We start from the raw sequence: 23,631 nt of genomic DNA on the forward strand, positions 1-23,631 counted from the left end.
GCTATGAGTTAGGGGTATAAGTTATACACTTTCAGCCGGCCCCGAGAACAGGTTTTATCCGGTAGAGTGTCACTTTTAGTACAGCGAATTGCCTTAATGTCCGATCTTTTCCAGCAGACCAAAACCGACACATCAGATTACTCCGCAAAAGACATCGAAGTCCTTGAGGGGCTTGAGCCCGTCCGCCTGAGGCCGGGCATGTATATCGGCGGCACGGACGAGCGGGCGCGTCATCACCTCGCCGCGGAAGTCCTCGATAATTCGATGGATGAGGCCGTTGCCGGGCATGCGACGCGGATCGAGGTTGAGCTCTTTGCCGACGGATCCCTCGCCATTCGGGACAACGGCCGTGGCATCCCGATTGACCGGCATCCCAAGTTCAAGGACAAGTCCGCGCTCGAGGTCATCCTGACCACGCTGCATTCAGGCGGCAAGTTCTCGAACAAGGTCTATCACACGGCGGGCGGTCTGCATGGCGTCGGCATCTCGGTGGTGAACGCCCTTTCCGACCGGATGACAGTAGAGGTCGCACGCGACAGGGAACTCTGGCGACAGGAATTTTCGCGGGGCCTGCCGCTGAGCGCCCTTGAAAAAATCGGCGCCGCGCCGAACCGCAGGGGAACCTCCGTTCAGTTCCATCCCGACCCCGAAATCTTCGAGGCCGGAACCGCGCTGCGTCCGGCAAGGCTTTACAAGATGGTGCGGTCCAAAGCCTATCTGTTCCGCGGGGTCGAAATCCGCTGGAAATGCGCGGAGGAGCTCATCAAGGATGAAACCCCGGCGGAAGCGACCCTGCATTTTCCGGGCGGGTTGCGCGATTTCCTTGATGCCTCGCTTGAAGGCGTCAAGAGTGTGACGCAAGAGCCCTTCGCCGGTCGGGTCGAAATGGAGGGCGATCGCGGACGCGTCGAATGGGCAATCGCCTGGCCGACTGTCAATATGACGTTCCTGAATTCCTACTGCAACACCGTTCCGACACCGGAAGGCGGCACTCACGAGATGGGATTCCGCGGCGCACTCCTGCGCGGCCTCAAGGCCTATGGCGATCTCATCAACAACAAGAAGGCATCGCAGATCACGGCGGAAGACATTTTTTCCGGCGCGGCCGCCGTTCTTTCCGTCTTCATCCCCGACCCGCAGTTCCAGGGGCAGACGAAGGAAAAACTTACGACGACAGAGGCGACGCGCCTTGTCGATCTCGCCATCAAGGATCATTTCGACAACTGGCTCGCCGGCGCGCCGGACCAGGCCAATAACCTGCTCGCCTGGGTCATTGAAAAATCGGAAGAGCGGCTGCGTCGCCGACAGGAAAAGGAAACCAGCCGCAAGACAGCGACGAGCCGCCTGCGGCTTCCGGGCAAACTCGCCGACTGCAGCCAGAATGGCCGCGAAGGCACCGAAATATTCATCGTCGAGGGCGACAGCGCCGGCGGGTCCGCCAAGCAGGGCCGCGACCGTAAAACCCAGGCGATCCTGCCGCTGCGCGGCAAGATCCTCAATGTTGCGTCGGCCACTAACGACAAGATTAAGGCGAACCAGGAGTTGCAGGATCTTGTACAGGCCTTGGGCTGCGGCTTACGGGACAAATACCGGAGCGAAGACCTGCGCTACGAGAAAGTCATCATCATGACCGACGCGGACGTCGACGGCGCGCATATCGCCTCCCTGCTTATGACCTTCTTCTATCGCGAGATGCGGGCCCTGATCACGGACGGCCACCTCTATCTCGCACAGCCCCCCCTCTATCGTCTCTCGCAGGGCGGAAAAACGCTCTACGCCATGGACGACGCCCATAAGGACAGGCTGATGGAAACCGAGTTTTCCGGCCGCGGCAAGGTCGATATCAGCCGCTTTAAAGGTCTTGGTGAAATGCCGCCGGCGCAGCTCAAGGAAACAACGATGAATCCGAAAAACCGGGTCCTTCTCAAAGTGGATGTTCCGATGGAGGAATTCGGTGAGACCGCGGACCGCGTCGAAAGCCTGATGGGCAAGCGGCCGGAGCTCAGATTCGCCTTCATCCAGGAAAACGCCCGCTACGTCGAGGATCTGGACGTATAAGGCGCGGCTATCGGGCCAGCCAGTGGCGCATGAATTTGCTGGTCAGTTCCGGCTCTTCCATTGTCGGCAGATGCCCGCATTTCGGAATTTCGACATATTGCGCCGTCGGGATTTCCACGGCCATTTCCCGCTGAATTTTCGCCGGAATAAGCAGATCATCGGCACCGGCCAACACCAGAGTCGGGCAGGTTATGTCCTTCAGCGTGTCCCATAGCACGGTTCGGTCGAGTAACGCCCGCTCCTGCCGGAGAAAGGCCTCCTTGCCGACATCTTCCGCCATCTTGAATATCCGCGCGACAAGCTCCTCGTCGTCCAGGCGGGAAGGATGGATGAGGATCGGCAGCAGGCTCCGCGTCACGCCCTTGAAGGCCGACCCCTGCTCCACCAGCTTGATGAAATCCAGCCGTTTCTGGCGGTCCTCGGGCGTGTCCGCGACGGCGCGGGAATCCATGATCGCAAGATGGGTGATGCGCTCCGGCGCCTGGCGCATCATTTCAAGCACGATGTACCCGCCCATCGACAGACCGGCGAGCGCGAATTTCGGCGGCGCATTCGCCAGTATCCGTTCGGCAATCGCGGGCATAGTGTCGTCCTGCGTATGATCTCCGACGGTAATATCGGCGATATCGGAAAGCGCGTCGATCTGGTCGCGCCACAGATCCGCCGTGCAAAGCAGGCCGGGAACAAGGACAAGTGAATGTTTTTCTGTCATTTTTTCGCGATTTGTAGTAGTTTACTGCGTGATTGCGCCGGTGACATAGTCTCTTCTTTTACAGTTACGGCGTCGGCTTGAGAACCGTTAACTTTAATTAGCGGTAAATTTAGTGTAATAACCAGCCTTCAAGCCCGGTTTTACTGGTGAAATCGCAGGAATCATTTGACAGAAAGCGCTAATTCACTAGATTGCGCACAGTTTTACGAAGATTTTATTTTTTACGAACGGTAGTTCTCATTATATGAAATTTGCAGATCTCGGCCTCAGCCCAGAAGTTTTAAAAGCGGTTGGCGAAACCGGTTACGAAACCCCGACTCCGATCCAGGAAAAAGCCATTCCCTATGTGTTGATGGGACGGGATGTTCTGGGCACGGCGCAAACCGGTACTGGCAAAACGGCAAGCTTTACCTTGCCGATGATCGATATTCTCGCCTCGGGTCAGGCGAAGGCGCGCATGCCGCGATCCCTCATTCTGGAGCCGACCCGCGAGCTGGCGGCCCAGGTCGCCGACAATTTCGAGAACTACGGCAAATACAGCAAGCTTTCCATGGCGCTCCTGATCGGCGGCATGTCCTTCTCGGATCAGGATGCGAAACTCGACAAGGGCGTCGACGTGCTGATCGCAACGCCGGGACGGCTTCTCGATCATGTGGAGCGCGGCAAGGTTCTTCTCAACGGCGTCAAGACCCTCGTCATTGACGAAGCGGACCGCATGATGGACATGGGTTTCATCCCGGACGTCGAACGGATCGTGTCTCTGCTGCCCCCGCTGCGCCAGACCCTCTTCTTCTCGGCCACCATGTCGAAGGAGATGCGGAAACTCGCCGACATGTTTCTCATCAATCCGAAGGAAGTCGCCGTCTCACCGCCCACCTCGACCGCCGCGACGGTAACGCAAGGCGTCTTGAAGGTGCTGAAAACCGAGAAGCGTCCGGCGCTTCGCAAGCTCCTTCGCAACGAAGACGTCAGAAATGCCTTCATTTTCTGTAACCGCAAGAAGGATGTGGACATCCTTCTTGGCTCGCTGGTCAAGCATGGCTTCAATGCGGGCGCGCTGCATGGCGATATGAGCCAGAGCCACCGCATGGAAACCCTCGACCGGTTCAAGAGCGGCGATATAAAGCTACTCGTCTGTTCCGACGTCGCCGCCCGCGGCATTGACGTCAGCGCCGTCAGCCATGTGTTCAATTTCGACGTGCCGACCCATGCGGAGGATTATATCCACCGGATCGGACGGACGGGCCGTGCCGGCCAGGAGGGCCACGCCTATACGATCGCCACCAAGGGCGAGGAAAAATATCTCGAAGCCGTTCAAAAGCTGGTTGGTCGTGAAATCCCGGCCATAACCGTCGACGGCATGGAAGAGATCGCGGAGGAAGCGACACAAATCGCCGAGCGCGAGAAAAAACTTGGCAAGGACAAGAAGGGCGCGCCGAGAAAGGGCCGCCGCCGCGACGACGACACGAAGGGAAGAGCACCGCGCAAGACCGCCGAGGTGGATGAGGCGCCGGCGAAGCGGGAGCCGGATACAAAAAAGGATGCCAAGCCCAGAAAAACGAAATCGGCGCCGCCCCGTCATGCAAATGATGAAGGGGATTCCCCGGTCGTCGGACTTGGCGACAATGTCCCCGCCTTCTTCAAGATTCCCTTCCGCAAGACCGCGCAGAAATAACTCGGAAATATCGAAGGCTTCCATCCGGAAGCCTTTTTTGTTTTCATGACCCGATGAAATCCGTAATATCCGGAAACATACAGGATCGCGGAACAAGACGCGCGACCGCTGGGAAAGGTGACCTCTCGTGAAGACAATTTTTATCATGGTGAAATGTGATCTTGGCAAGGCCTATGATGTTGCGGCGGAGGCGGTCGAGAATGTGGAGCATGTCTCCGAGGTCTATTCGATTTCCGGCAAATATGATCTGATGATGAAATGCTATCTGAGTGACGAGCAGGATATCGGCCATTTCGTCAATGAGCAGATCCAGACCCTGCCGGGGATAAAGGACACCTTTACCATGATTACCTTCAAGGCGTTCAACTGACGCGGCCGCTGATCCGCGCGCCACAGAGATACAAACAAAATCTTTGCGTCGACGGCAAAATTCTTTAATCTGCACATTGCTTTAGGGAGTTGGAGCGGGGCGTCCCGTTTCTGAGACAGCATAGGGAGACTTCAATCGTGAACAAGAAATTTATCAGCCTGGTGTCGGCACTTGCCATGATGGGCGCGCCGGCCATGGCGAATGCGGCAGACGCCGTCAAAATCGGCTTCGTGACCACCCTGACGACGGGGGCAGGCGCCATCGGCGAAGATATGCGCAATGCCGTGGACCTTGCGGTCGAACATCTTGGCGGCAAGATGGCCGGCCGTGACATCGAGGTTATTTACGAAGATGACGGGTTCAAACCCGAAATCGGCAAGCAGAAAACCGACAAGCTGGTCAAGAAGGACGATGTCGATTTCGTCGCCGGTTATATCTGGAGCCATGTCCTGATGGCATCCTATAAAAGCGCGGTGGACAATGGCAAGTTCCTGATCAGTTCCAATGCGGGGCCGAGTGCCCTCGCCGGCAAGCTCTGCCATCAGGATTTCTTCTCGACCTCCTGGCAGAATGACCAGACCCCGATGGCGATGGGCGAGGTTCTGAACCAGCGCGGCATCAAGAAACTCTATATCATGGCCCCGAATTATGCGGCGGGCAAGAACATGGTGACCGGCGTCGAGCGCACCTTCAAGGGCGAGATTGTCGGCAAGGACATGACGAAATTCCCGGCGCAGCTCGATTTCTCAGCGGAGCTTGCGAAGGTGCGTGCGGCAAAGCCCGACGCTCTTTTCGTTTTCTACCCGGGCAAGCATGGCGCCCAGTTCATGACGCAGTATGCGCAGGCCGATCTCGCCAAGACGGTACCCCTCTATACGACCTTTACAATCGACTCCCTGAGCCTGCCGCGCGTTGGTGAACAGGCCGAGGGAAGCCTGATGACGATGTTCTGGTCGCCGGATCTCGATACACCGGCGAACAAGAAATTCGTCGGGGATTTCAAGGCGAAATACGGCCATTATCCGAGCCATTACGCCGCGCAATCCTATGATTCCATTATGCTGATCAACAGCGCCGTGGAAAAGGTGAAGGGCGATCTCAGCAATCATGACGCCGTCCGCGATGCCCTGAAGGCGGCGGAGTTCAGCAGCATTCGTGGCGACTTCAAATTCGGCCACAATCATATTCCGATCCAGGATTTCTATCTGCGTCAGGTCGTCAAGGATAGCGACGGGGTCTATACGACGAAAATTGTTTCCAAGGTATATGAAGACCATCAGGATCCGTATGCCGCAGAATGCGAAATGAAATAACTCTTCTGCATTTCGAATTCTCGCGAAAAAGGCGCGTAAGTCGACCGGCCTGCGCGCTTTTTTCGCTAATCGGAACTGACTTCGGATAAGGCGTATCCATGAACTGGTTGTTGTTGCTGGAACAGATTCTGAACGGTTTCCAGCTTGGCCTGCTCCTGTTCCTGCTGGCGGCCGGGTTGACGCTTGTGTTCGGCATCATGGATATGGTCAACCTCGCCCATGGCTCGTTCTATATGATGGGCGCGTATTTCTGCGCGACCTTCACCGGCTGGACGGGGTCTTTCCTGCTAGGGGCGGTTCTGACACTTCCCGCCGTCTTCCTGCTTGGCATCATTGTCGAGGTCATCGCCCTTCGAACCTTATATTCGCGGGATCATCTTGATCAGGTGATGGCAACCTTCGGCCTGATCTTGTTCTTTAATGAAGCCACCCGGTTAATCTGGGGGCCGATCGGCCTCGTCATTCCCCTGCCCGACTTTCTGAACGATACGGTCGAGATCATTCCCGGCGCGCCCTACCCGGCGTTCCGGCTTGCTATCATTCTCGTCGGATTTCTCGTTGCCGGGCTTCTTTATTTCATCGTCGCCCGCACCAAGCTCGGTATGCTCATCCGGGCGGGCGCCAGCAATCGCGAGATGATCGGCGCGCTCGGCGTCAATATCCGTCTGCTCTTCACGCTTGTTTTCGGTCTTGGCGCGGCCCTTGCCGGGCTTGCGGGCCTGATGGCGGGCCCCATTCTTTCCGTCGAGATCGGGATGGGAGAGAGCATTCTGATCCTGACACTCGTGGTCATCGTCATCGGTGGCATCGGCTCGATAAAGGGGGCCTTTATCGCGGCCATCCTGATCGGCCTCATCGACACGGTGGGTCGCTCTTTCCTGCCGGAAATTCTGGACCTCGTCCTCCCCGCTCAGACGGCGGCGACGGCGGCCCCGGCGATTTCCTCGATGATGATCTATCTTCTGATGGCCCTGGTGCTCGCCATCCGGCCGCAGGGCCTGTTCCCGCCGAAGGGGGTTGGACGATGACCGCATCCCCGCGATATGTGATCAACGCGGCCCTGCTGATCTTTCTCGCCGTTCTCCCTTTCCTGACCGACTGGGCCGGCGACAGTTTTTACACCGGCCTTGTCTCCCGCATCCTGATCCTCGCCATCGCCGCCCTCAGCCTCAACCTGCTGATCGGCTACGGCGGGATGGTAAGTTTCGGTCACGCCGCCTATATCGGCGTCGGCGCCTATGTCGTCGGCATCGGCGCCTTCCATGCGTTCGAAGACGGGATCGACTGGATGCTGAACGGCTATGCCCAACTTGCCGCCGCCCTCTTCGGCTCCGCGGTCATCGCGCTCATCATCGGCGCGATCAGCCTGCGCACGCGTGGCGTTTACTTCATCATGATCACGATGGCCTTTTCCCAGATGCTGTATTTCAGCGCCGTCGGCGTCGAGACTTATGGCGCCGACGACGGCCTGACCATCTATTCGCGCAGCGATATGCTCGGCCTGATTGACCTCAACAACGAGAAGAGCCTTTATTACCTTATCTTCCTCTCGCTTCTTGTGGTGCTCTACCTGATGCATCGACTGGTCGGCTCCCCTTTTGGCAATGTCATTCGCGGCACCAGGTCGAATGAGGCGCGGATGCGCGCGATCGGTTTCTCTCCCTACAAGTACCGGTTGACGGCCTTCGTCATTGCCGGTGTCATCGCCGGATACGCCGGATTTCTGATGGCCAATCTCAATGATTTCGTGAGCCCGGACCTGATGCACTGGACACGCTCGGGCGACCTTATCATCATGATCGTCCTTGGCGGCATGAGCAGTCTTTTCGGCCCGCTGTACGGCGCGCTGGCCTTCCTGATACTGGAGGAACTGCTTTCCTCCATCCCGCTCACCGTTGGCGGACTTCGCATCGGCGAATATTGGCAGTTGATATTCGGACCGCTCCTGATCCTGATCGTGCTCTATGCGCGCAACGGGATCGATAGCTTCCTTCCGGCCGCGAGGAAAGAAGAATGACGGTGAATATCCTGACAGTTGAGAAGCTGGTGAAACATTACGACGGACTGCTTGCCACGGACGAGCTGTCGATCGATGTGCGTGACGGTGAGCTGCATGCCATCATCGGACCGAACGGCGCCGGCAAGACAACGTTGATCAAGCAGTTGACGGGTGAAATTTCGCCGGATAGCGGCCGGATTACGTTCGCCGGGCGGAATCTCCGACGGCTGACGGAACCGCAGCGCTCCCATATCGGGCTCGCGCGGTCGTTCCAGATAACCTCCCTGTTCAAGAATTTCACCGTGCTCGACAATGTCCGGCTTGCCGTACAGGCCCATAGCGGCCATTCCTTTCATTTCTGGCGCAAGGTGAAGGACGACGACCGGCTGACCGAACCGGCGCTGGACATCCTCCGCGAGATGGGCCTTGACGATCGCGCCGAGACGCTCGTCGCCAACCTGAGCCATGGGGAGCAACGTCAGCTCGAGATCGCGGTGGCCCTCGCGACGAAACCGAAGATGCTGCTCCTCGACGAGCCGATGGCCGGCATGTCGGGCGAAGACAGTGAGCGCCTTGTCGCGCATCTCGCGAAGCTCAAATCCCGTTTCAGCATCCTTCTTGTCGAGCATGACATGGATGCGGTTTTCAGCCTTGCCGACCGGATCAGTGTTCTTGTCTACGGACAGGCGATCGCAACGGGAACGCCGGAAGAAATCCGAAGCAACGAGAAGGTCCGCCAGGCCTATCTCGGCGAGGAGGAGTGACCGATGCTGGACGTGACGGCGATCGACAGCTACTACGGGCAAAGCCAGGTGTTGTTCCAGATGTCGCTCAAGGTGAACGAGGGCGAAGTCGTCACGCTGATGGGGCGGAACGGCATGGGGAAAACGACAACGGTCCGCGCCATTATGGGACTGACGCCCGCCCGGCGTGGCCGCGTCCGTTTTAAAAATGCGGATATTACCGCCCTGCCTCCCTATCGGATCGCCCGCATGGGGATCGGACTTGTTCCCGAAGGGCGAATGATTTCCCCCAATCTTTCCGTTGAAGAAAACCTGGTCGCCACGGGCAATATGGGCCCGGCGCGAAACGGCAGATGGACACTGGACGCCATCTGGCAGCTTTTCCCAAAGCTGCGCGAGCGCAAGAACAGCATGGGGAACCAGCTATCCGGCGGCGAGCAACAAATGCTCGCTATCGCCCGGGCGCTCATGACGAACCCCGACCTCCTCATGCTGGACGAGGCGACGGAGGGGCTTGCCCCCCTCATCCGCCAGGAAATCTGGCGCTGCCTTCATGATCTCAAGAATGAAGGGCAGTCAATTCTTGTCATCGATAAAAATATTCAGGCACTCAGTGAAATCGCCGATCGTCACTATATCATCGAAAAAGGCAGCGTCGTCTGGGAAGGGTCATCCCGCGATTTGCAGGAAAACGACGAGATCAAGCATAAGTATCTCGGCGTCTGATTTTCAATTTTTTAGTGTTCAAATTGAATTCACATCGCTTTTTTATGACTAAATTCACGTGAAATCTCAATAAATTGGTGAATTTAAATATTTTTTTAATTATAAGCAGATAAGAATTCCCCGCCCAAAAAAAGTAAATCCACAAGTAGAGTTGTTAATTTTGCGGGTTAGGATTTTAATTTGTTGCAGTTAAACGATTTAGAGAAGGTCCGACTCACAGCCAAAAGAACAATGGCTTTGATGGAAGAACAGGACATTCGACAAACGCCACAAAACTATGCCATCTGGTATGAATATCTTCAGGAGACGAACCCGGACCTGGTCAGGGCAGTTAACGGGCTAATTGCCAAAAACGGCAAATATACGGAAAAGATCGGGAAAGAGCTGTATGAACGGTTCTTCACGCGCGAGAAAGAAGGACGCGCGATCCAGGAGACCAGCCGTCTCGTGCAACAATCCATGGACAGCATGATGGGTGATCTTTCGAGAAGTTCCGCCGATTTCTCGAGCTACGGCGAGCAATTGCACGATTTCGCCACCAAAGCCGGCGATTTGAGCGGCCCGGAGTTAAAGACGTTTATCGGCGAGATCGTCAACCAGACAAATTCGATGTCCGATAATACCCTATCGCTCCAGGAAGGCCTTAATAGCGCTTCGCGGGAAATCGCAGAACTGAAACGGCGGCTCCATTATGTCCAGAGAGAGGCCTATACCGATTCCCTGACGGGTATTGGGAACCGTAAAAGTTTTGATACGGAACTTTCCAAACTGGTCGCCCGGGCACAGGAAACGAAGTCAGACCTCTGCCTGATCATGGCGGATATCGATCATTTCAAGCAGTTCAATGATACGCATGGCCATACCTTCGGTGATCAGGTCATCAAGCTCGTCGCCGCCACCATATCAAAGGGTCTCGAACAGGGGTCGATTGCGGCAAGATATGGCGGCGAGGAATTTGGCGTCATTCTCCCCGATATGACGATGGCCGACGCGGTCATCCTCGCGAATGATCTGCGATCGGCGATCTCGGCGAAAAAACTTATCAAACGCTCCACCAAGAAAGAGGTTGGTAAAGTCACCATGTCCTTCGGTGTTACCGCCTATGCGCATCCCGAAGAACCGCTGGCATTTATCAACCGCGCAGATCAGGCGCTCTACACCGCCAAAAATTCCGGACGGAACTGCGTCAAACGCCTCGAGCCCGCCATTTCCTGAGTGTGGATTACGGCAATCCATTGTCGCCGCTACGTAATCCGCAGACTTCCCGACAATTCTGATTTTTCAATAAAATTCTGTCCTCTCCGAGCCTATTCGATTAAATTGGATCGATCGAATACTCTCAAAATAATAAGAAAGTACGGGGATAATGACATACGCGACAATCAAACTCGATATCAAGGACGGGGTTGCCAAGATTACGCTGAACCGGCCGGACAAGCTGAATTCTTTCAGCGATGAAATGCATAAAGAGCTTCGCTCCATTATGCCCCTCCTGAAAAGCGATGATGTACGCGCCGTCCTGATCACCGGTGAAGGTCGGGCCTTTGGCGCCGGCGCCGATTTATCGGCAAGCAGCGCATCGGGCGGTGTGCTGGATGCCGGAGAAACGCTCGAGAAAAACTATAACCCGCTGATCCTCTTTGTCCGCACGATCGAAAAGCCGGTGATTGCCGCTGTCAATGGTATCGCGGCCGGCGCCAGCATGAGTTTGGCCCTTGCCTGCGATATCGTGCTTGCGGCCAAGTCCGCCTATTTCCTGCAGGCCTTCTGCCACATTGGTCTCGTCCCGGATGCGGGCAGTACCTATTTCCTGCCGCGCCTTGTCGGATCGGGCAAAGCCATGGGCCTTGCCATGCTGGGGGACAAGCTGCCGGCCGAAGACGCCGAAAAGATGGGGCTGATCTGGAAAATCTATCCGGACGACGAGTTGATGCCCGCCGCCGAGGAACTGGCGAAACGAATGGCCTCGGGCCCAACGAAAGGCTATGCCCTGATCAAGAAGGCAATGAACGCGAGCCTTGGCAACGATCTTGAAACGCAATTGAAGGTCGAGCGCGATTTCCAGCAGATGGCAAGCAGCACGGAAGATTTCTACGAAGGCGTCGCCGCTTTCCTCGGCAAACGGAAAGCCAACTTCAAGGGCCGGTAATCATGTCCGACAACGAGGGCCTGAGCGCCCAGGATATCGCGCGAACGGTCGGCGAGACCATGTACCGCAAGGACGATGCGGCGCAGCATATCGGCATCGCGCTGAAGGAAATCAGCCCCGGCCGCGCCGTCATGACCCTGCGCGTGCTGGACTATATGCTGAACGGTCATCGCATCTGCCATGGTGGCTATGTTTTCACCCTGGCGGATACGGCCTTTGCCTATGCCTGCAACAGCTACAACCAGAATACGGTCGCGCAGGCCGCGCAGATAAATTTCATCAAGCCCGTTCCGGTCAACAGCCTGCTGACCGCGACGGCGGTCGAGGTTGCGAAAACCGGCCGAACGGGTCTTTACGATATCGTCGTCCGCGACGAAAGCGGCGAAACCGTCGCTTTTTTTCGCGGCAACTCTCATACTATCAAGGGACAGATGATCCCAGGCCTTAATGAAAGAGAAGAAAAATGAAGAATGCCTATATTTGTGATGCCGTCCGCACTCCCATCGGCCGTTACGGCGGCAGCCTGTCCGCCGTCCGTGCGGATGATCTCGGCGCCATTCCAATCCGGGCGCTTATGGAGCGTAATCCAACCGTCGACTGGGAAAAAGTCGATGACGTGATCTATGGAAACGCCAATCAGGCGGGCGAGGATAACCGCAATGTCGCCCGCATGTGCACGCTGCTGGCGGGATTGCCGGAAAGTGTTGGCGGCGCCACCATCAATCGGCTTTGCGGCTCCGGCATGGACGCCACCGCGACCATCGCCCGCCAGATCATGACAGGCGAATCCCATCTTGGCATTTCCGGCGGCGTTGAAAGCATGAGCCGTGCGCCCTTCGTTATGGGCAAGGCGACGGAACCCTTCTCGCGCAACGCCGAGATTTTCGACACCACCATCGGCTGGCGCTTCGTCAACAAGAAGATGAAGGAACAATATGGCACCGATTCCATGCCGGAAACGGCGGAAAACGTGGCCGAAGACTATCAGGTTCGCCGCGAGGACCAGGACCTTTTTGCACTCCGGAGCCAGGAAAAGGCCGCTGCCGCCCAGGCCAATGGATCCTTCAACGACGAGATAATCCCCGTCGTCATCCCGCAGCGCAAAGGTGATCCGGTCGTTGTCGATGTGGACGAGCATCCACGGGCGACCAGCATCGAAAAACTCGCGGCCCTGAAGGCGCCCTTCCGCGCCGGGGGCTCCGTGACGGCGGGCAATGCCTCGGGTGTGAATGACGGTGCCTGCGCCCTCCTCCTCGCCTCCGATGAAGCGATCGAGGAATATGGCCTGACGGCAAAGGCCCGCATCCTCGGCGCCGCCACCGCCGGCGTTCCGCCGCGCATTATGGGGATCGGCCCGGCCCCCGCCAGTAAGAAACTGCTAGCCCGCCTTGGCCTTTCCATGGATGACATGGACGTTATCGAGCTGAACGAAGCCTTCGCGGCGCAAGGCCTTGCCGTCATGCGCGAGCTCGGCCTCAAGGACGACGATCCGCGCGTAAACCCCCTGGGGGGCGCCATTGCCCTCGGTCATCCGCTTGGCATGTCCGGCGCGCGCCTGCTGACCACGGCGATGTACCAGCTCCACCGGACAGGAGGGCGCTATGCCCTTTGCACCATGTGCATTGGTGTCGGACAGGGGATCGCCACGGTAATCGAAAGAGTCTAGACGAGGAAGTCATGCGCCTTACTCCGCCATTGAAGAACGAGCTTGATCCCATTGAAATCGCAAGCCGGGACGAGATTTCGGCGCTTCAGCTCAAGCGGATGAAAAAGAGTTTGGCGCATGCCTATCAGAATGTACCCCTGTTCCGCGGGAGGTTTGACGCGGCAGGGGTTCATCCGGACGATCTCACATCGCTTGACGAGATCGCGAAATTTCCCTTCTGCAAAAAGCAGGATCTTCGCGACAACTATCCCTTCGGCATGTTCGCCGTTCCGAAGCGTGACATCGTCCGGCTTCATGCCTCCTCGGGCACGACGGGCCGGGCAACGGTTGTCGGCTATACACAGGGCGATGTCGATAACTGGTCGCATCTCGTCGCCCGTTCCATCCGCGCTGGCGGCGGACGGAGGGAGCATATCGTCCATGTGACCTATGGCTATGGTCTGTTCACCGGCGGTCTTGGCGCGCATTACGGCGCCGAGATTCTGGGCTGCACCGTCGTTCCCATATCCGGTGGCCAGACGGAGCGACAGGTGCAGATCATCAACGATTTCGGCGCCGATATCATCATGGTCACCCCCTCCTACATGATGGCGATTGCCGACGAGTTTGAACGCCAGGGGCTGGACCCGCGAAAATCGCCGCTGAAAGCCGGAATTTTCGGCGCCGAGCCCTGGAGCGAAGCGATGCGGAGCGAGATTGAAACACGCTTTGATATCGACGCGCTCGATATCTATGGTCTTTCCGAAGTCATGGGACCGGGCGTCGCCAGTGAATGTATCGAGACCAAGGACGGGCCGGTGGTCTGGGAAGATCATTTCTACCCCGAAATCATCGACCCCGAAACCGGCGAGGTTTTACCCGATGGCGAAAAGGGCGAGTTGGTCTTCACCTCCCTCACCAAGGAGGCCTTTCCTGTCATCCGCTACCGCACGGGAGATCTTTCCCGGCTTCTGCCCGGCACCGCGCGCTCCATGCGGCGGATGGAAAAAATCACGGGCCGCACCGACGACATGCTGATCATCCGGGGCGTCAACCTTTTCCCCTCGCAAGTGGAGGAACTGGTCGTGCAGACGGCGGGCCTGTCCGCCCATTATCAGCTCGAAGTGCGCCGCGAAGGCGCCCTTGACAGCCTGACCGTCCGCGTTGAGCGGGAGCCTGCGGGCGGCGCGGACAGCGATACGGCCGGAAAACTGCGCCACCGGATAAAAGGTGTTCTCGGGGTAACTGCCATAATCGACATTTGCGAACCCGGCTCAATCGAGCGGTCTCTCGGCAAGGCAAAACGGGTTATTGACCACAGGAAAGCGTAAAGGGCGGAGCCATGACAAGTAATTTTCAGGGGTTCCCGAAGGACTTTCTGCGGTTTTACGCCGAGCTGATCGAGAACAACAATCGGGAATGGTTCAATGCGAATAAACAGCGCTACAAGGATGTCGTTGTTTACCCGATGTGCGATTTCATCGAGGCGATGGCGCCGCGGCTTGAGGCAATTGCGCCAATGTTCATTGCCGACCCCCGGCCTAACGGCGGTTCGATGTTCCGCATTTACCGGGACGTGCGATTCTCCCGCGATCCAAAGCCGTATAAAGAGCATGCGGCCTGCCAATTTCGACATCAGGCCGGCCGCGACGCCCATGCTCCGGGATATTATGTGCATCTGGCGCTCGACGGGGTGCGCTTCGGCGGCGGTATCTATCTGCCCCCGGCCCCGGTGCTTGCCAAAATCCGCCATGCCATCGATGAAAGGGGTAAGGAATGGAAGGGAATCAAGGCGGACCCCGATTTCCGGGCGACCTTCCATGAGGGCATTCGCGGAGACGGCCTGAAACGCGCGCCCAAAAACTTCTCTATCGATCATCCGGAAATTGAGGATCTTAGGCGCAAGACCCTGTTTGTCATGAAGCCGCTGGACGATATCAACAGGATTACCCGCCCAGATTTCGTCGATGAGGTGGAGGATGCCTTCCACAAGGCGACGCCGTTCATGCGGTTCCTGACCAACGCCGTCGAACTCCCTTTTTAGGTATTCGCTGCCCCGCCCGGACTTTAACCTTCTTTTAAGAGTGTTTTCCTAAAATTGGTGCAAGTTGATAAATCGGCACCGCTTAAGGACGAACGCCATGATGAATATCATTGAACTGCACCCGGATACGACAATCGATCTGTACAGCACCGCGCATAACCTGATCGTGCATCAGGGCGAAAATGCAGTGGAATTGCTGCGCGCCGAGGCCGAGGCGCTGCGCCGGAACAGCACCGCGGAAGAAGACCTCTATGCCTGCATCGAATTGATGCGCGTGGTGAATGAACTCATCGATATGGAAATCGGCGGCCCCATCCACTAATCGCACCGGCACCGGAATACAAAAAAGGCGGCACTTAAAATGCCGCCTTTTTTTCTTTTTTGTCGCCAGAGATTTTAGCTCTGCAATACCACCCGGCCGACGATCTTTCCGGCGCGCAGATCCTCAAGGGTATTGTAGGCCTCCTTCATCGGGCGGGGCGTGATGGCGAGTTCGCTCAGCTTGCCCGCCTTGGCGAGTTCCATCAGTTCCCGCATTTCACGAAGATTGCCCACATAACTTCCCTCGACCGAGATGGCCTTGATCGGAAACATGGGAAGCGGCATGGAGAAACCGCCGCCGAAAAGTCCGACGATGACAAGCTTGCCGCCCTTCGCAAGCACCTTGGCGCCGAAAGCCGCGCTGCTTTCCGCACCGACAAAATCGATGGTGGCATTGACGCCGCCGCCGGTGGTTCCCATGAAACTCTTGAAGGCCGCAGGATCGGAGGGATCTATGGCGGCGACCGCACCCGCCTTGATTCCCGCGTCGCGCTTCGCCGGATCGATATCAGCGACGTAAATCTCTGCATCGGTGACGGATTTCGCGATCGCCATGGCCGCAAGACCAACGCCGCCCGCGCCAATGATCAAAAGCTTGCCGCCGTCCGTGCGGGATTTGACCTTCTGAAGCGCGCTGTAGGCCGTCAGACCCGAACAGGTATAGGTGCAAGCCAGATCCTTCGAGAGCGCGCCATAATCGAGCAAATAGCGCGAATGCGGCACCAGCAGCGTATCGGCATACCCCCCCGCCACATCGATGCCGAGCTGGCGCGGGCGACTGCAGAGCTGCTCCTCTCCGGATTCGCAAATGGCGCATTTGCCGCAGCCGATCCAGGGATAGACCACCCGCTTGTCACCGACCTTCACATCCGTGACATTCTCGCCCACGGCCGCAACCGTTCCGACAATTTCATGGCCGAGCGTATGTGGCAGTTGCCGCCCGCCCCGGATATCCAGTTTTTTGTCGTTGCCGAGATCGAAATATCCCTCCCAGATATGGATATCGCTGTGGCAAACGCCGCAGGCCGTAACATCCATCAGAACCTCGTCTCCACTCACGGTGGGCGCATCGCCCGTGTTCTCGACCAGCGGCGCGCCATATTCCTCGAATTGGAAGCTTTTCATTTTCTGTATCCCGTTTTTCTTCCCAATCGATCAGGCAATATTGATCCAGGTCGTCTTGAGCTGGGTGTATTTTTCAAGCGCATGGAGCGAGCGATCGCGGCCGCTGCCGGACTGCTTGTAGCCACCGAATGGCGTCGACATATCCACATCGTCATAGGTATTGACCCAGACCGTACCGGCCCGGAGGGACTGCGCCAGTTGATGCGCCTTAGAGATATCCCGGGTCCAGACAGACGCCGCAAGGCCGTAGATCGTATCATTGGCGATCTTGACCCCTTCATCCATATCCTTGAAGGTGATCGTGCTGATGACGGGACCGAAAATTTCCTCACGGGCGATGGTCATGTCATTGGAGACATTGTCGAAAATCGTCGGCTCGATATAAAAGCCGCCGGTTTCTTGAAGCACCTGCTTGCCGCCATAAAACAGGCTGGCGCCCTCTTCCTGTCCCTTGTTGATATAGCCCATCACCCGGTCGGTCTGGGTTTTGTCGACCATGGCGCCGACGACGGCTTTCGGGCTCAACGGATCGGTCGGTTGCAGGGTTTTGGCAACATTAGCAATTTTCTCGACAAGTTCGTCCTTGATGCTGTCCTGCACCACCAGGCGGGAGGCTGCCGTGCAAACCTCCCCCTGATTGAAGAAGACACCCATGGCGATCTTTTTCGCGGCAAGGTCGAGATCGGCGTCCGCCATGACCAGGCTCGGGCTCTTGCCGCCGCATTCCAGCCCGACGGCCTTGAGATTGCTTTCACCGGAATAGCGCATGAAGAGCTTGCCCACTTCGGTCGAGCCGGTGAAGGCAAGTGCATCGACGTCCATATGGCGGCCAAGGGCCTGCCCGGCGGTTTCGCCGAACCCCGGAAGCACATTGAATACCCCTTCAGGGATGCCGGCTTCCACAGCAAGCTCGGCGATGCGCAGCGCCGTCAGCGGCGACTGTTCCGCCGGCTTCAGGATCACGCTGTTGCCCGCGGCAAGCGCCGGCGCAAATTTCCACGATCCCATCAGCAAGGGGAAGTTCCACGGAACCACACAGGCGACAACGCCAATCGGTTCGCGGGTGATCAGGGCGAGCGACCGCCGCCGGTCCGTCGGCGCGATTTCGTCATACATCTTGTCGATCGCTTCGGCATACCAGGAGATACAGCCAGCGGACCCCGGAACGTCCACCGCGCCCGCCCATTTCACGGGCTTGCCCATATCGAGACATTCCAGCAGCGCCAGCTCGTCCTTGTTTTTCATGATCAGGCCGGCGAATTTCTGCAACACCGATTTGCGCTTTGCCGGCGCTGCGCGCGACCAGGCGCCGGAGTCAAATGCGGCACGCGCGGCGGCAACGGCACGATTGACGTCCTCGACATCGCAGGCGGCGACTTTCGTCAGAACGCGGCCATCAACCGGGCTGACGCAATCGAATGTTTTCCCGGAGGCCGCATCGACATACTGGCCATTGATAAAGGCCTTGTTGCGGATCGTGATCTGGCTTTCCAGTTTCTCCCAATCTTCGCGTGTGGGGGCAGGTGCTGCGGACATGCTTTTTTCCTCTTTTATCTTATTGATGTCAGACAATATTTAATTGATATCGAGAATACCCAATGCCTCCTCTTCGTGAAAGCCTTACTTTGACCGATGGCTCAAAAAAAATTGTTTGATTGCCAACTGACAGTTAAACAATTTTATTGTATAACCTTTTCTTACCAAGACGCTCCGTTCCCGATAGGATAAATTTATGGTTCCGGGAAACATCAACCTGACCCAATTGCAGACTTTCCTCTGGGTGGCGACGCTACGCAGTTTCCGCAAAACGGCCGAAAAACTGAATACAACTCAACCCGCAATTTCATCGCGTATCGCCCGGCTTGAAGAAACATTGGGTGTTCGCCTGTTCGAGCGCGATACCAGCTTTATCCGGTTGACGGCGAAGGGTCTCGAGCTTGTGCCCTACGCGGAGAAGCTCTTGCGGACATCCGCGCTCCTGGTGGATCGCATCGGGCAGAATGAAGATCTTGCGGGCATCCTCCGCCTTGGCGTATCGGAGACAATTGTTCATACCTGGCTTCCCGCCTTTATCACCGGCCTGCACCGCAAATACCCGACGATCGAGGTCGAGATCGTCGTCGATGCGACCATCAACCTCCGCCGGGAGCTTACGGAAAGATCGCTCGATTTCGCCTTTCTGATGGGACCACTTTCCGATTTTCAGATAGAGAACCATGATCTTATCGAATTTGAAATCGTCTGGGCCGCCTCCCCGTCTCTCAATATCCAGACGGCGCGGCCCGTCACGTTGGATGAACTCGCCGATAACCCGCTGATCACCTATGCGCGAAATACGCGGCCCTATGCGGAACTGGCCCGCCAGCTTCGTAAATATACCGAACTTCCGGCGCGGATATTTCCGTCAAGCTCGCTCGCCGCGATCCTGCGGATGGCGCTGGACGGCATCGGCGTCGCAACCTTGCCGCGGCAAATGATCCAGAAGGAACTGGCGAATGGAAGCCTTCAGGAAATCCAGTGTGAATGGCGGCCACCCCGCCTGAAATTCACCGCCTCCTACCCGACGGAGCCCTATAATCCCGTGACCGAAAAAATCATCGACCATGCGCTGGAAATTACCCGTGCGTACCAGAAACAGGCCGCCAGGTAATTTTTTACCGTCGATAGGCTGCCCTTTAATGTAATGTTTTCGTTTAATTATTTTATCTATCTAATTATTTTATAATATTTTTCTCGAATGAAAATTACCAAAACGGATGATAAAATTAATTTATCACTAAGGCAAAAAATTAAGAATTAGATTTTATGAATTTACTGTGAGATAAATTTCCCAAGCCAATAAGGAACCCGACCTAAACAAACGGCGGAGGGAATGACGTGGGACAGTCGCCAGAGACATCGGAAAGAAAAGATGCCGTATCTTATCGGCAGCTCAGCAGCCTTTCCCCTTACGACGTCCGCCAGCATATCCGCAAGGGACGATACAGCGGACAGACGGCCGGATTGGGTGCCGGTCACCTGCAGGGGAATATCGCGATCGTTCCCGCCTCCCACGCCGAGGATTTTGAAACCTTCTGCCGGAACAATCCAAAACCTTGTCCGCTGGTCGGAATGACGGAGACAGGAGATCCTATCCTGCGACGCCTCGGCAGGGATGTAGACATTCGCACCGACGTTCCGGCCTATAATATCTATCGCGGCGGCGTCCTGGATGCGCGCGTCACCTCCCTTCTCGATATCTGGACAGATGATCTGGTCGCCTTTGTCCTCGGCTGTTCCTTTTCCTTCGAGGAAGCATTGATCCATGAGGGAATATCTCTCCGCCATATCGACGAGAACAAGACGGTATCCATGTACCGGACGACCATTCCGACCGTCGCGGCCGGGCCGTTCGTCGGGCCGCTGGTTGTTTCCATGCGCCCGCTCGACCCGAATGATATTGACCGGGCCGTCGAGATAACCCGTGAATTTCCGCAGGCGCATGGCACGCCCGTGCATATCGGCGATCCGTCGGCGATCGGAATTCGCGACATCGCGACGCCCGACTGGGGCGACGCAACCCGGTTCGAGGATGGGGAGGTCCCGGTTTTCTGGGCCTGCGGCGTCACGCCACAGGCCGCAATCGAAGCGGCGGAACTGCCGGTTTTTATCTCGCACGCCCCCGGCCATATGCTGGTCACCGATCTTGCAAGCGATGATCCGGCCTGTCTGCTGCCATCAACTTAAATAAAAGGTTTATTAAAAAGGGAGAAAGTTATGAAGATACTGAAAAAAATCTGCACCGGAATGGCGATGGTCGCCGCTTTCGGTGCGTTCACTGTCACCGCGAAGGCGGACGATCCCGTCATGATCAAGGCGGTTGGCACCTGGGGAAATCTTCCCAATTACCAGAAACATGAAGGACCGTTCTGGAACGAGAAAATTTCCGCCGCGACCGGTGGTGCAATTGTCGGCGATATCAAGCCGCAAACCGAGCTTGGCCTCAAGGGCTTCGAAATCATGCGTCTTCTGAAACTTGGCGTTTATGATTACGCCCATGGGCTGCCGGGATATGTCGCGGCGGAAAACCCGGTCTTTGAGGGGGCCGATCTTTCCACTATCACGCAAGATATCGACACCCAGCGCAAAGTCGCCGAGGCCTATTTCCCGATTTTGGAAAAGGCCGTCGCCGATATATACAATGCCAAGTTGCTGCAGCTGTATCCGTTCCCGAGCCAGATGCTCTGGTGCAAGGGAGAGGTTAGCAAAATCGATGACCTGGAGGGCAAGAAAATACGCGTTTATGCGACAACCCTCGGCGATTTCGTTGAAGGTGTTGGCGGCACCAGCGTGACCGTCCCCTTCGCTGAAGTGATCCCAGCGCTTGAAAAGGGCGTTGTTGACTGTGCGATTACCGGCACCATGTCGGCCTATTCCGCAAAATGGTACCAGGTTGCCGATTACGGCTATACCATGCGGGTTGGCTGGGGCCTCGCCTTCGGCGCCATGAATATGGACAAATGGAATGCGCTTGGCCCGGAAAAGCAAGCCACGCTGCAAGCGGAGCTCGACAAGCTGACCGACGCCATGTGGGCGGAAACGGCAACGGAAGATGCCATTGCACTGGATTGTCTGTCGGGCAAGAAATGCGACATTGGCGAAGCCGCCAGCATGACTTTGATCACGCCGAGCGCGGATGATCTCAAGGCGCGCGACCAGATTGCCAAGGATGTCATTCTCGCCCGCTGGGCAGAGCGCTGCGGCGCGGATTGTGCGGCGGACTGGAATGCAACAGTCGGCAAAATTACGGGTATGCAGGCGACCGCCAAATAGACCCGAAACAAAAACCGCGGAGGCCGGTGGGTAAAAAGCCGGCCTCCGTCAATAATTTGCAGGGAGAAGCGCGATGATAAACAGGTTACTGGGATCATTCGAGGCAATATCGAAACGTCTCGTCTGGCTGGGCGGGATCATGCTGATTGGGGCCGCCTTTCTCGTCACGATCGATGTATTTGCCAGGAAATTTCTGAATATAAGCCTCGCCGGATCGGACGAGCTTTCCGGATACGCCTTCGGTATGTCAACGAGCCTTGCCTTCGCCTATGCGCTGCTCAGCCGCGCCAATATCCGCGTCGATGCCTTTTATCATCTGTTTCCGCGATGGGGCCGCGTCGCGTCCGATATTATCGGGCTTGCCCTCCTCCTCGGATTTATCGGCCTGATCGCCTATCTCGGGTTCAATCTGCTGACGGACAGCTTTTTCCATGGATCGCGGTCAATCACGCCGCTGCGCACGCCGCTCGCCATCCCGCAAACCGTCTGGTGGCTGGGCCTTGCCTTCGCGCTGCTGACCGGCCTTCTCATCCTCGTCGCCTCCCTCCATGCCGTCTTCAGGAAGGACTGGGCGACCATCCAGCGCCTCGTCGGCGTCAAGTCCGTCGATGAACAGATCGACGAAGAAACAGCCTGAGGAGACCTGCCATGTTGTTTCAAGCGATCTTCATTCTCCTCGGCCTCGTGGCGCTCGGTATCCCGATCGCCGCGGCGCTCGCCTGGCTGGCCCTGTCGCTCAATTTCAGCTTCTCTTCAAGCCCGCTCTATCTCGCACTTGGCGATATTGCCTGGCAGAACAGCACCGAATTCCTGCTGGTGGCGATCCCGATGTTCGTCCTCCTCGGCGAGCTGCTGTTGCGGTCCGGCATTGCCTCAAAGATGTATGAAGGAATGGTGCAATGGCTGAGCTGGCTGCCCGGCGGCCTGATGCATTCGAATATCGGCGCCTGCTCCCTGTTCGCGGCAACCTCGGGCTCAAGCGTTGCCACGGCCGCGACAATTGGCACCGTGGCCCTCCCCGAAGTTCAGAAACGCAATTATAATGAGCGGCTGTTCCTTGGGACACTTGCTGCCGGCGGAACGCTCGGCATCCTTATCCCGCCGTCGATCAACCTGATCCTCTATGGCCTGCTCACCGATACTTCCGTGCCGGAACTGTACCTTGCCGGCTTCCTTCCCGGCCTCCTCCTAGCCGGGCTTTTTATGCTCACGGTCATTGTTGCCTGCTTCTTCCGTAAAAGCTGGGGCGGCAGCAAGGTCGATGTTACCTGGAAAACGCGCATTGGCAGTCTTCCGGGCCTTCTCCCCCCGCTTGGTATCTTCCTCGTCGTTGTCGGCTCGATTTATGCGGGTCTTGCAACACCGACGGAAGCCGCCTCTCTCGGCGTCGTTGCGGCGCTCGGACTTGCCGCCGCCAACAAAACTCTCAGCATCGACATGCTGAAGGCGGCGATTGAGGGAACCATGCGGACGACGGCGATGATCATGCTGATCATTCTGGCCGCGATATTCCTGAATTTTATCCTGGCGACCATCGGCCTGACGCAGGCGTTGACGCAGGCCATCGTTGATCTTGGCTGGACGCCGTTCCAGACGATGCTGATGATCATCGGTTTCCTAATCCTGCTCGGGTGCTTTATGGAAACCCTGTCAATGCTGCTGACGACTGCCCCGCTCCTTGCGCCCATCGTCATCCAGCTTGGCTACGATCCGGTCTGGTTTGGCATCCTTTTGATGGTGCTGCTGGAAACCGCGCTGATCACGCCGCCGATCGGGATCAATCTTTATGTTGTGCAGGGCATTCGAAAGGACGGTCGTCTCAATGACGTGATGATCGGCGCCCTGCCCTTTGTGCTCACCATGTTCGTGATGATCGGATTGCTCCTTGCCTTTCCCGATATCGCACTATGGATGCCAAGCCTCGTTTACCCCAGTTGAA

The 23,631-nt window shown here is 57.0% G+C and carries 23 protein-coding genes; 20 read left to right on the plus strand and 3 right to left on the minus strand.

Going from position 1 to position 23,631, the window contains the following annotated elements:
• Positions 1-96 precede the first annotated feature (96 nt).
• Positions 97-2,058: a DNA topoisomerase IV subunit B gene (gene parE / locus GQF03_RS01690; protein ID WP_162858400.1), complete on the plus strand. Its 1,962-nt coding sequence runs from the start codon at positions 97-99 to the stop codon at positions 2,056-2,058.
• A 7-nt stretch (positions 2,059-2,065) separates the two neighbouring features.
• Here parE and GQF03_RS01695 read toward each other — a convergent pair whose 3' ends face one another.
• Positions 2,066-2,770, minus strand: a complete 705-nt coding sequence (locus GQF03_RS01695) for an alpha/beta fold hydrolase (protein WP_161337446.1) — start codon at positions 2,768-2,770, stop codon at positions 2,066-2,068.
• Positions 2,771-3,014: 244 nt separating this feature from the next.
• Here GQF03_RS01695 and GQF03_RS01700 point away from each other — a divergent pair, with 244 nt between their 5' ends.
• The 14 genes from GQF03_RS01700 to GQF03_RS01765 all read left to right on the plus strand — a co-directional run bounded on the left by GQF03_RS01700 (position 3,015) and on the right by GQF03_RS01765 (position 15,756).
• On the plus strand, positions 3,015-4,445 hold the full coding sequence (locus GQF03_RS01700) for a DEAD/DEAH box helicase (protein ID WP_161337447.1): 1,431 nt from the start codon (positions 3,015-3,017) through the stop codon (positions 4,443-4,445).
• 127 nt (positions 4,446-4,572) lie between these two features.
• Positions 4,573-4,815: an Lrp/AsnC ligand binding domain-containing protein gene (locus GQF03_RS01705; protein ID WP_161337448.1), complete on the plus strand. Its 243-nt coding sequence runs from the start codon at positions 4,573-4,575 to the stop codon at positions 4,813-4,815.
• 176 nt (positions 4,816-4,991) lie between these two features.
• Complete coding sequence (locus tag GQF03_RS01710; protein ID WP_161338076.1) at positions 4,992-6,128, plus strand: ABC transporter substrate-binding protein; 1,137 nt, start codon at positions 4,992-4,994, stop codon at positions 6,126-6,128.
• A 98-nt stretch (positions 6,129-6,226) separates the two neighbouring features.
• Positions 6,227-7,156 carry a branched-chain amino acid ABC transporter permease gene (locus GQF03_RS01715; RefSeq protein WP_161337449.1) on the plus strand — a complete coding sequence of 310 codons (930 nt, stop codon included), beginning with the start codon at positions 6,227-6,229 and terminating at the stop codon, positions 7,154-7,156.
• Positions 7,153-8,145 (plus strand): branched-chain amino acid ABC transporter permease, encoded by a 993-nt coding sequence (locus tag GQF03_RS01720; protein WP_161337450.1) that lies wholly within the window; start codon positions 7,153-7,155, stop codon positions 8,143-8,145. Before GQF03_RS01715 ends, GQF03_RS01720 begins: the two co-directional genes overlap by 4 nt.
• A complete protein-coding gene (locus GQF03_RS01725; protein ID WP_161337451.1) occupies positions 8,142-8,891 on the plus strand; it encodes an ABC transporter ATP-binding protein in 750 nt (249 codons plus the stop codon). Before GQF03_RS01720 ends, GQF03_RS01725 begins: the two co-directional genes overlap by 4 nt.
• A 3-nt stretch (positions 8,892-8,894) precedes the next feature.
• A complete protein-coding gene (locus tag GQF03_RS01730) occupies positions 8,895-9,596 on the plus strand; it encodes an ABC transporter ATP-binding protein (RefSeq protein ID WP_161337452.1) in 702 nt (233 codons plus the stop codon).
• 231 nt (positions 9,597-9,827) lie between these two features.
• Complete coding sequence (locus tag GQF03_RS01735; RefSeq protein WP_161337453.1) at positions 9,828-10,811, plus strand: GGDEF domain-containing protein; 984 nt, start codon at positions 9,828-9,830, stop codon at positions 10,809-10,811.
• A 151-nt stretch (positions 10,812-10,962) separates the two neighbouring features.
• Positions 10,963-11,745, plus strand: coding sequence for an enoyl-CoA hydratase (locus GQF03_RS01740; protein WP_161337454.1), 783 nt, complete (start codon positions 10,963-10,965; stop codon positions 11,743-11,745).
• Positions 11,746-11,747: 2 nt separating this feature from the next.
• Positions 11,748-12,212: a hydroxyphenylacetyl-CoA thioesterase PaaI gene (gene paaI / locus GQF03_RS01745; RefSeq protein ID WP_161337456.1), complete on the plus strand. Its 465-nt coding sequence runs from the start codon at positions 11,748-11,750 to the stop codon at positions 12,210-12,212.
• Positions 12,209-13,411 carry a 3-oxoadipyl-CoA thiolase gene (gene pcaF / locus GQF03_RS01750; RefSeq protein ID WP_161337457.1) on the plus strand — a complete coding sequence of 401 codons (1,203 nt, stop codon included), beginning with the start codon at positions 12,209-12,211 and terminating at the stop codon, positions 13,409-13,411. Before paaI ends, pcaF begins: the two co-directional genes overlap by 4 nt.
• Positions 13,412-13,422: 11 nt before the next feature.
• Positions 13,423-14,721, plus strand: coding sequence for a phenylacetate--CoA ligase PaaK (gene paaK / locus GQF03_RS01755; RefSeq protein ID WP_161337458.1), 1,299 nt, complete (start codon positions 13,423-13,425; stop codon positions 14,719-14,721).
• Positions 14,722-14,732: 11 nt separating this feature from the next.
• A complete protein-coding gene (locus GQF03_RS01760) occupies positions 14,733-15,434 on the plus strand; it encodes a DUF2461 domain-containing protein (RefSeq protein ID WP_161337460.1) in 702 nt (233 codons plus the stop codon).
• Positions 15,435-15,531: 97 nt separating this feature from the next.
• Entirely contained in the window at positions 15,532-15,756 is a 225-nt protein-coding gene (locus GQF03_RS01765) for a hypothetical protein (protein ID WP_161337462.1), read from the plus strand.
• Positions 15,757-15,830: 74 nt separating this feature from the next.
• Here GQF03_RS01765 and GQF03_RS01770 read toward each other — a convergent pair whose 3' ends face one another.
• Complete coding sequence (locus GQF03_RS01770) at positions 15,831-16,880, minus strand: alcohol dehydrogenase (protein WP_161337463.1); 1,050 nt, start codon at positions 16,878-16,880, stop codon at positions 15,831-15,833.
• Positions 16,881-16,910: 30 nt separating this feature from the next.
• A complete protein-coding gene (locus GQF03_RS01775) occupies positions 16,911-18,416 on the minus strand; it encodes an aldehyde dehydrogenase (protein WP_161337464.1) in 1,506 nt (501 codons plus the stop codon).
• A 196-nt stretch (positions 18,417-18,612) separates the two neighbouring features.
• Between GQF03_RS01775 and GQF03_RS01780 the strand changes: the two genes are divergently transcribed.
• From GQF03_RS01780 to GQF03_RS01800, 5 genes are all read left to right on the plus strand, one after another.
• A complete protein-coding gene (locus GQF03_RS01780; protein ID WP_162858401.1) occupies positions 18,613-19,530 on the plus strand; it encodes a LysR family transcriptional regulator in 918 nt (305 codons plus the stop codon).
• 227 nt (positions 19,531-19,757) lie between these two features.
• Entirely contained in the window at positions 19,758-20,606 is an 849-nt protein-coding gene (locus GQF03_RS01785; protein WP_161337466.1) for a putative hydro-lyase, read from the plus strand.
• A gap of 30 nt (positions 20,607-20,636) precedes the next feature.
• On the plus strand, positions 20,637-21,692 hold the full coding sequence (locus GQF03_RS01790; protein ID WP_206376088.1) for a TRAP transporter substrate-binding protein: 1,056 nt from the start codon (positions 20,637-20,639) through the stop codon (positions 21,690-21,692).
• 73 nt (positions 21,693-21,765) lie between these two features.
• Complete coding sequence (locus tag GQF03_RS01795) at positions 21,766-22,329, plus strand: TRAP transporter small permease subunit (RefSeq protein WP_161337467.1); 564 nt, start codon at positions 21,766-21,768, stop codon at positions 22,327-22,329.
• An 11-nt stretch (positions 22,330-22,340) separates the two neighbouring features.
• Entirely contained in the window at positions 22,341-23,630 is a 1,290-nt protein-coding gene (locus GQF03_RS01800; protein WP_161337469.1) for a TRAP transporter large permease, read from the plus strand.
• Position 23,631 lies beyond the last annotated feature (1 nt).

Source organism: Sneathiella chungangensis (assembly GCF_009882935.1).
Lineage (GTDB): Bacteria > Pseudomonadota > Alphaproteobacteria > Sneathiellales > Sneathiellaceae > Sneathiella > Sneathiella chungangensis.

Bases quoted from the DNA above. Each gene is read 5' to 3' on its own strand.
- GQF03_RS01710 (WP_161338076.1), top strand. From the start codon at position 4,992: ATGATGGGCGCGCCGGCCATGGCGAATGCGGCAGACGCCGTCAAAATC.
- GQF03_RS01800 (WP_161337469.1), top strand. From the start codon at position 22,341: ATGTTGTTTCAAGCGATCTTCATTCTCCTCGGCCTCGTGGCGCTCGGT.
- GQF03_RS01775 (WP_161337464.1), bottom strand. From the start codon at position 18,416: ATGTCCGCAGCACCTGCCCCCACACGCGAAGATTGGGAGAAACTGGAA.
- paaK (WP_161337458.1), top strand. From the start codon at position 13,423: ATGCGCCTTACTCCGCCATTGAAGAACGAGCTTGATCCCATTGAAATC.
- GQF03_RS01735 (WP_161337453.1), top strand. From the start codon at position 9,828: ATGGCTTTGATGGAAGAACAGGACATTCGACAAACGCCACAAAACTAT.
- GQF03_RS01795 (WP_161337467.1), top strand. From the start codon at position 21,766: ATGATAAACAGGTTACTGGGATCATTCGAGGCAATATCGAAACGTCTC.
- GQF03_RS01720 (WP_161337450.1), top strand. From the start codon at position 7,153: ATGACCGCATCCCCGCGATATGTGATCAACGCGGCCCTGCTGATCTTT.
- GQF03_RS01760 (WP_161337460.1), top strand. From the start codon at position 14,733: ATGACAAGTAATTTTCAGGGGTTCCCGAAGGACTTTCTGCGGTTTTAC.
- GQF03_RS01780 (WP_162858401.1), top strand. From the start codon at position 18,613: ATGGTTCCGGGAAACATCAACCTGACCCAATTGCAGACTTTCCTCTGG.
- GQF03_RS01695 (WP_161337446.1), bottom strand. From the start codon at position 2,770: ATGACAGAAAAACATTCACTTGTCCTTGTTCCCGGCCTGCTTTGCACG.
- pcaF (WP_161337457.1), top strand. From the start codon at position 12,209: ATGAAGAATGCCTATATTTGTGATGCCGTCCGCACTCCCATCGGCCGT.
- GQF03_RS01740 (WP_161337454.1), top strand. From the start codon at position 10,963: ATGACATACGCGACAATCAAACTCGATATCAAGGACGGGGTTGCCAAG.
- paaI (WP_161337456.1), top strand. From the start codon at position 11,748: ATGTCCGACAACGAGGGCCTGAGCGCCCAGGATATCGCGCGAACGGTC.
- GQF03_RS01715 (WP_161337449.1), top strand. From the start codon at position 6,227: ATGAACTGGTTGTTGTTGCTGGAACAGATTCTGAACGGTTTCCAGCTT.
- GQF03_RS01790 (WP_206376088.1), top strand. From the start codon at position 20,637: ATGAAGATACTGAAAAAAATCTGCACCGGAATGGCGATGGTCGCCGCT.
- GQF03_RS01770 (WP_161337463.1), bottom strand. From the start codon at position 16,880: ATGAAAAGCTTCCAATTCGAGGAATATGGCGCGCCGCTGGTCGAGAAC.
- parE (WP_162858400.1), top strand. From the start codon at position 97: ATGTCCGATCTTTTCCAGCAGACCAAAACCGACACATCAGATTACTCC.
- GQF03_RS01765 (WP_161337462.1), top strand. From the start codon at position 15,532: ATGATGAATATCATTGAACTGCACCCGGATACGACAATCGATCTGTAC.
- GQF03_RS01700 (WP_161337447.1), top strand. From the start codon at position 3,015: ATGAAATTTGCAGATCTCGGCCTCAGCCCAGAAGTTTTAAAAGCGGTT.
- GQF03_RS01730 (WP_161337452.1), top strand. From the start codon at position 8,895: ATGCTGGACGTGACGGCGATCGACAGCTACTACGGGCAAAGCCAGGTG.
- GQF03_RS01725 (WP_161337451.1), top strand. From the start codon at position 8,142: ATGACGGTGAATATCCTGACAGTTGAGAAGCTGGTGAAACATTACGAC.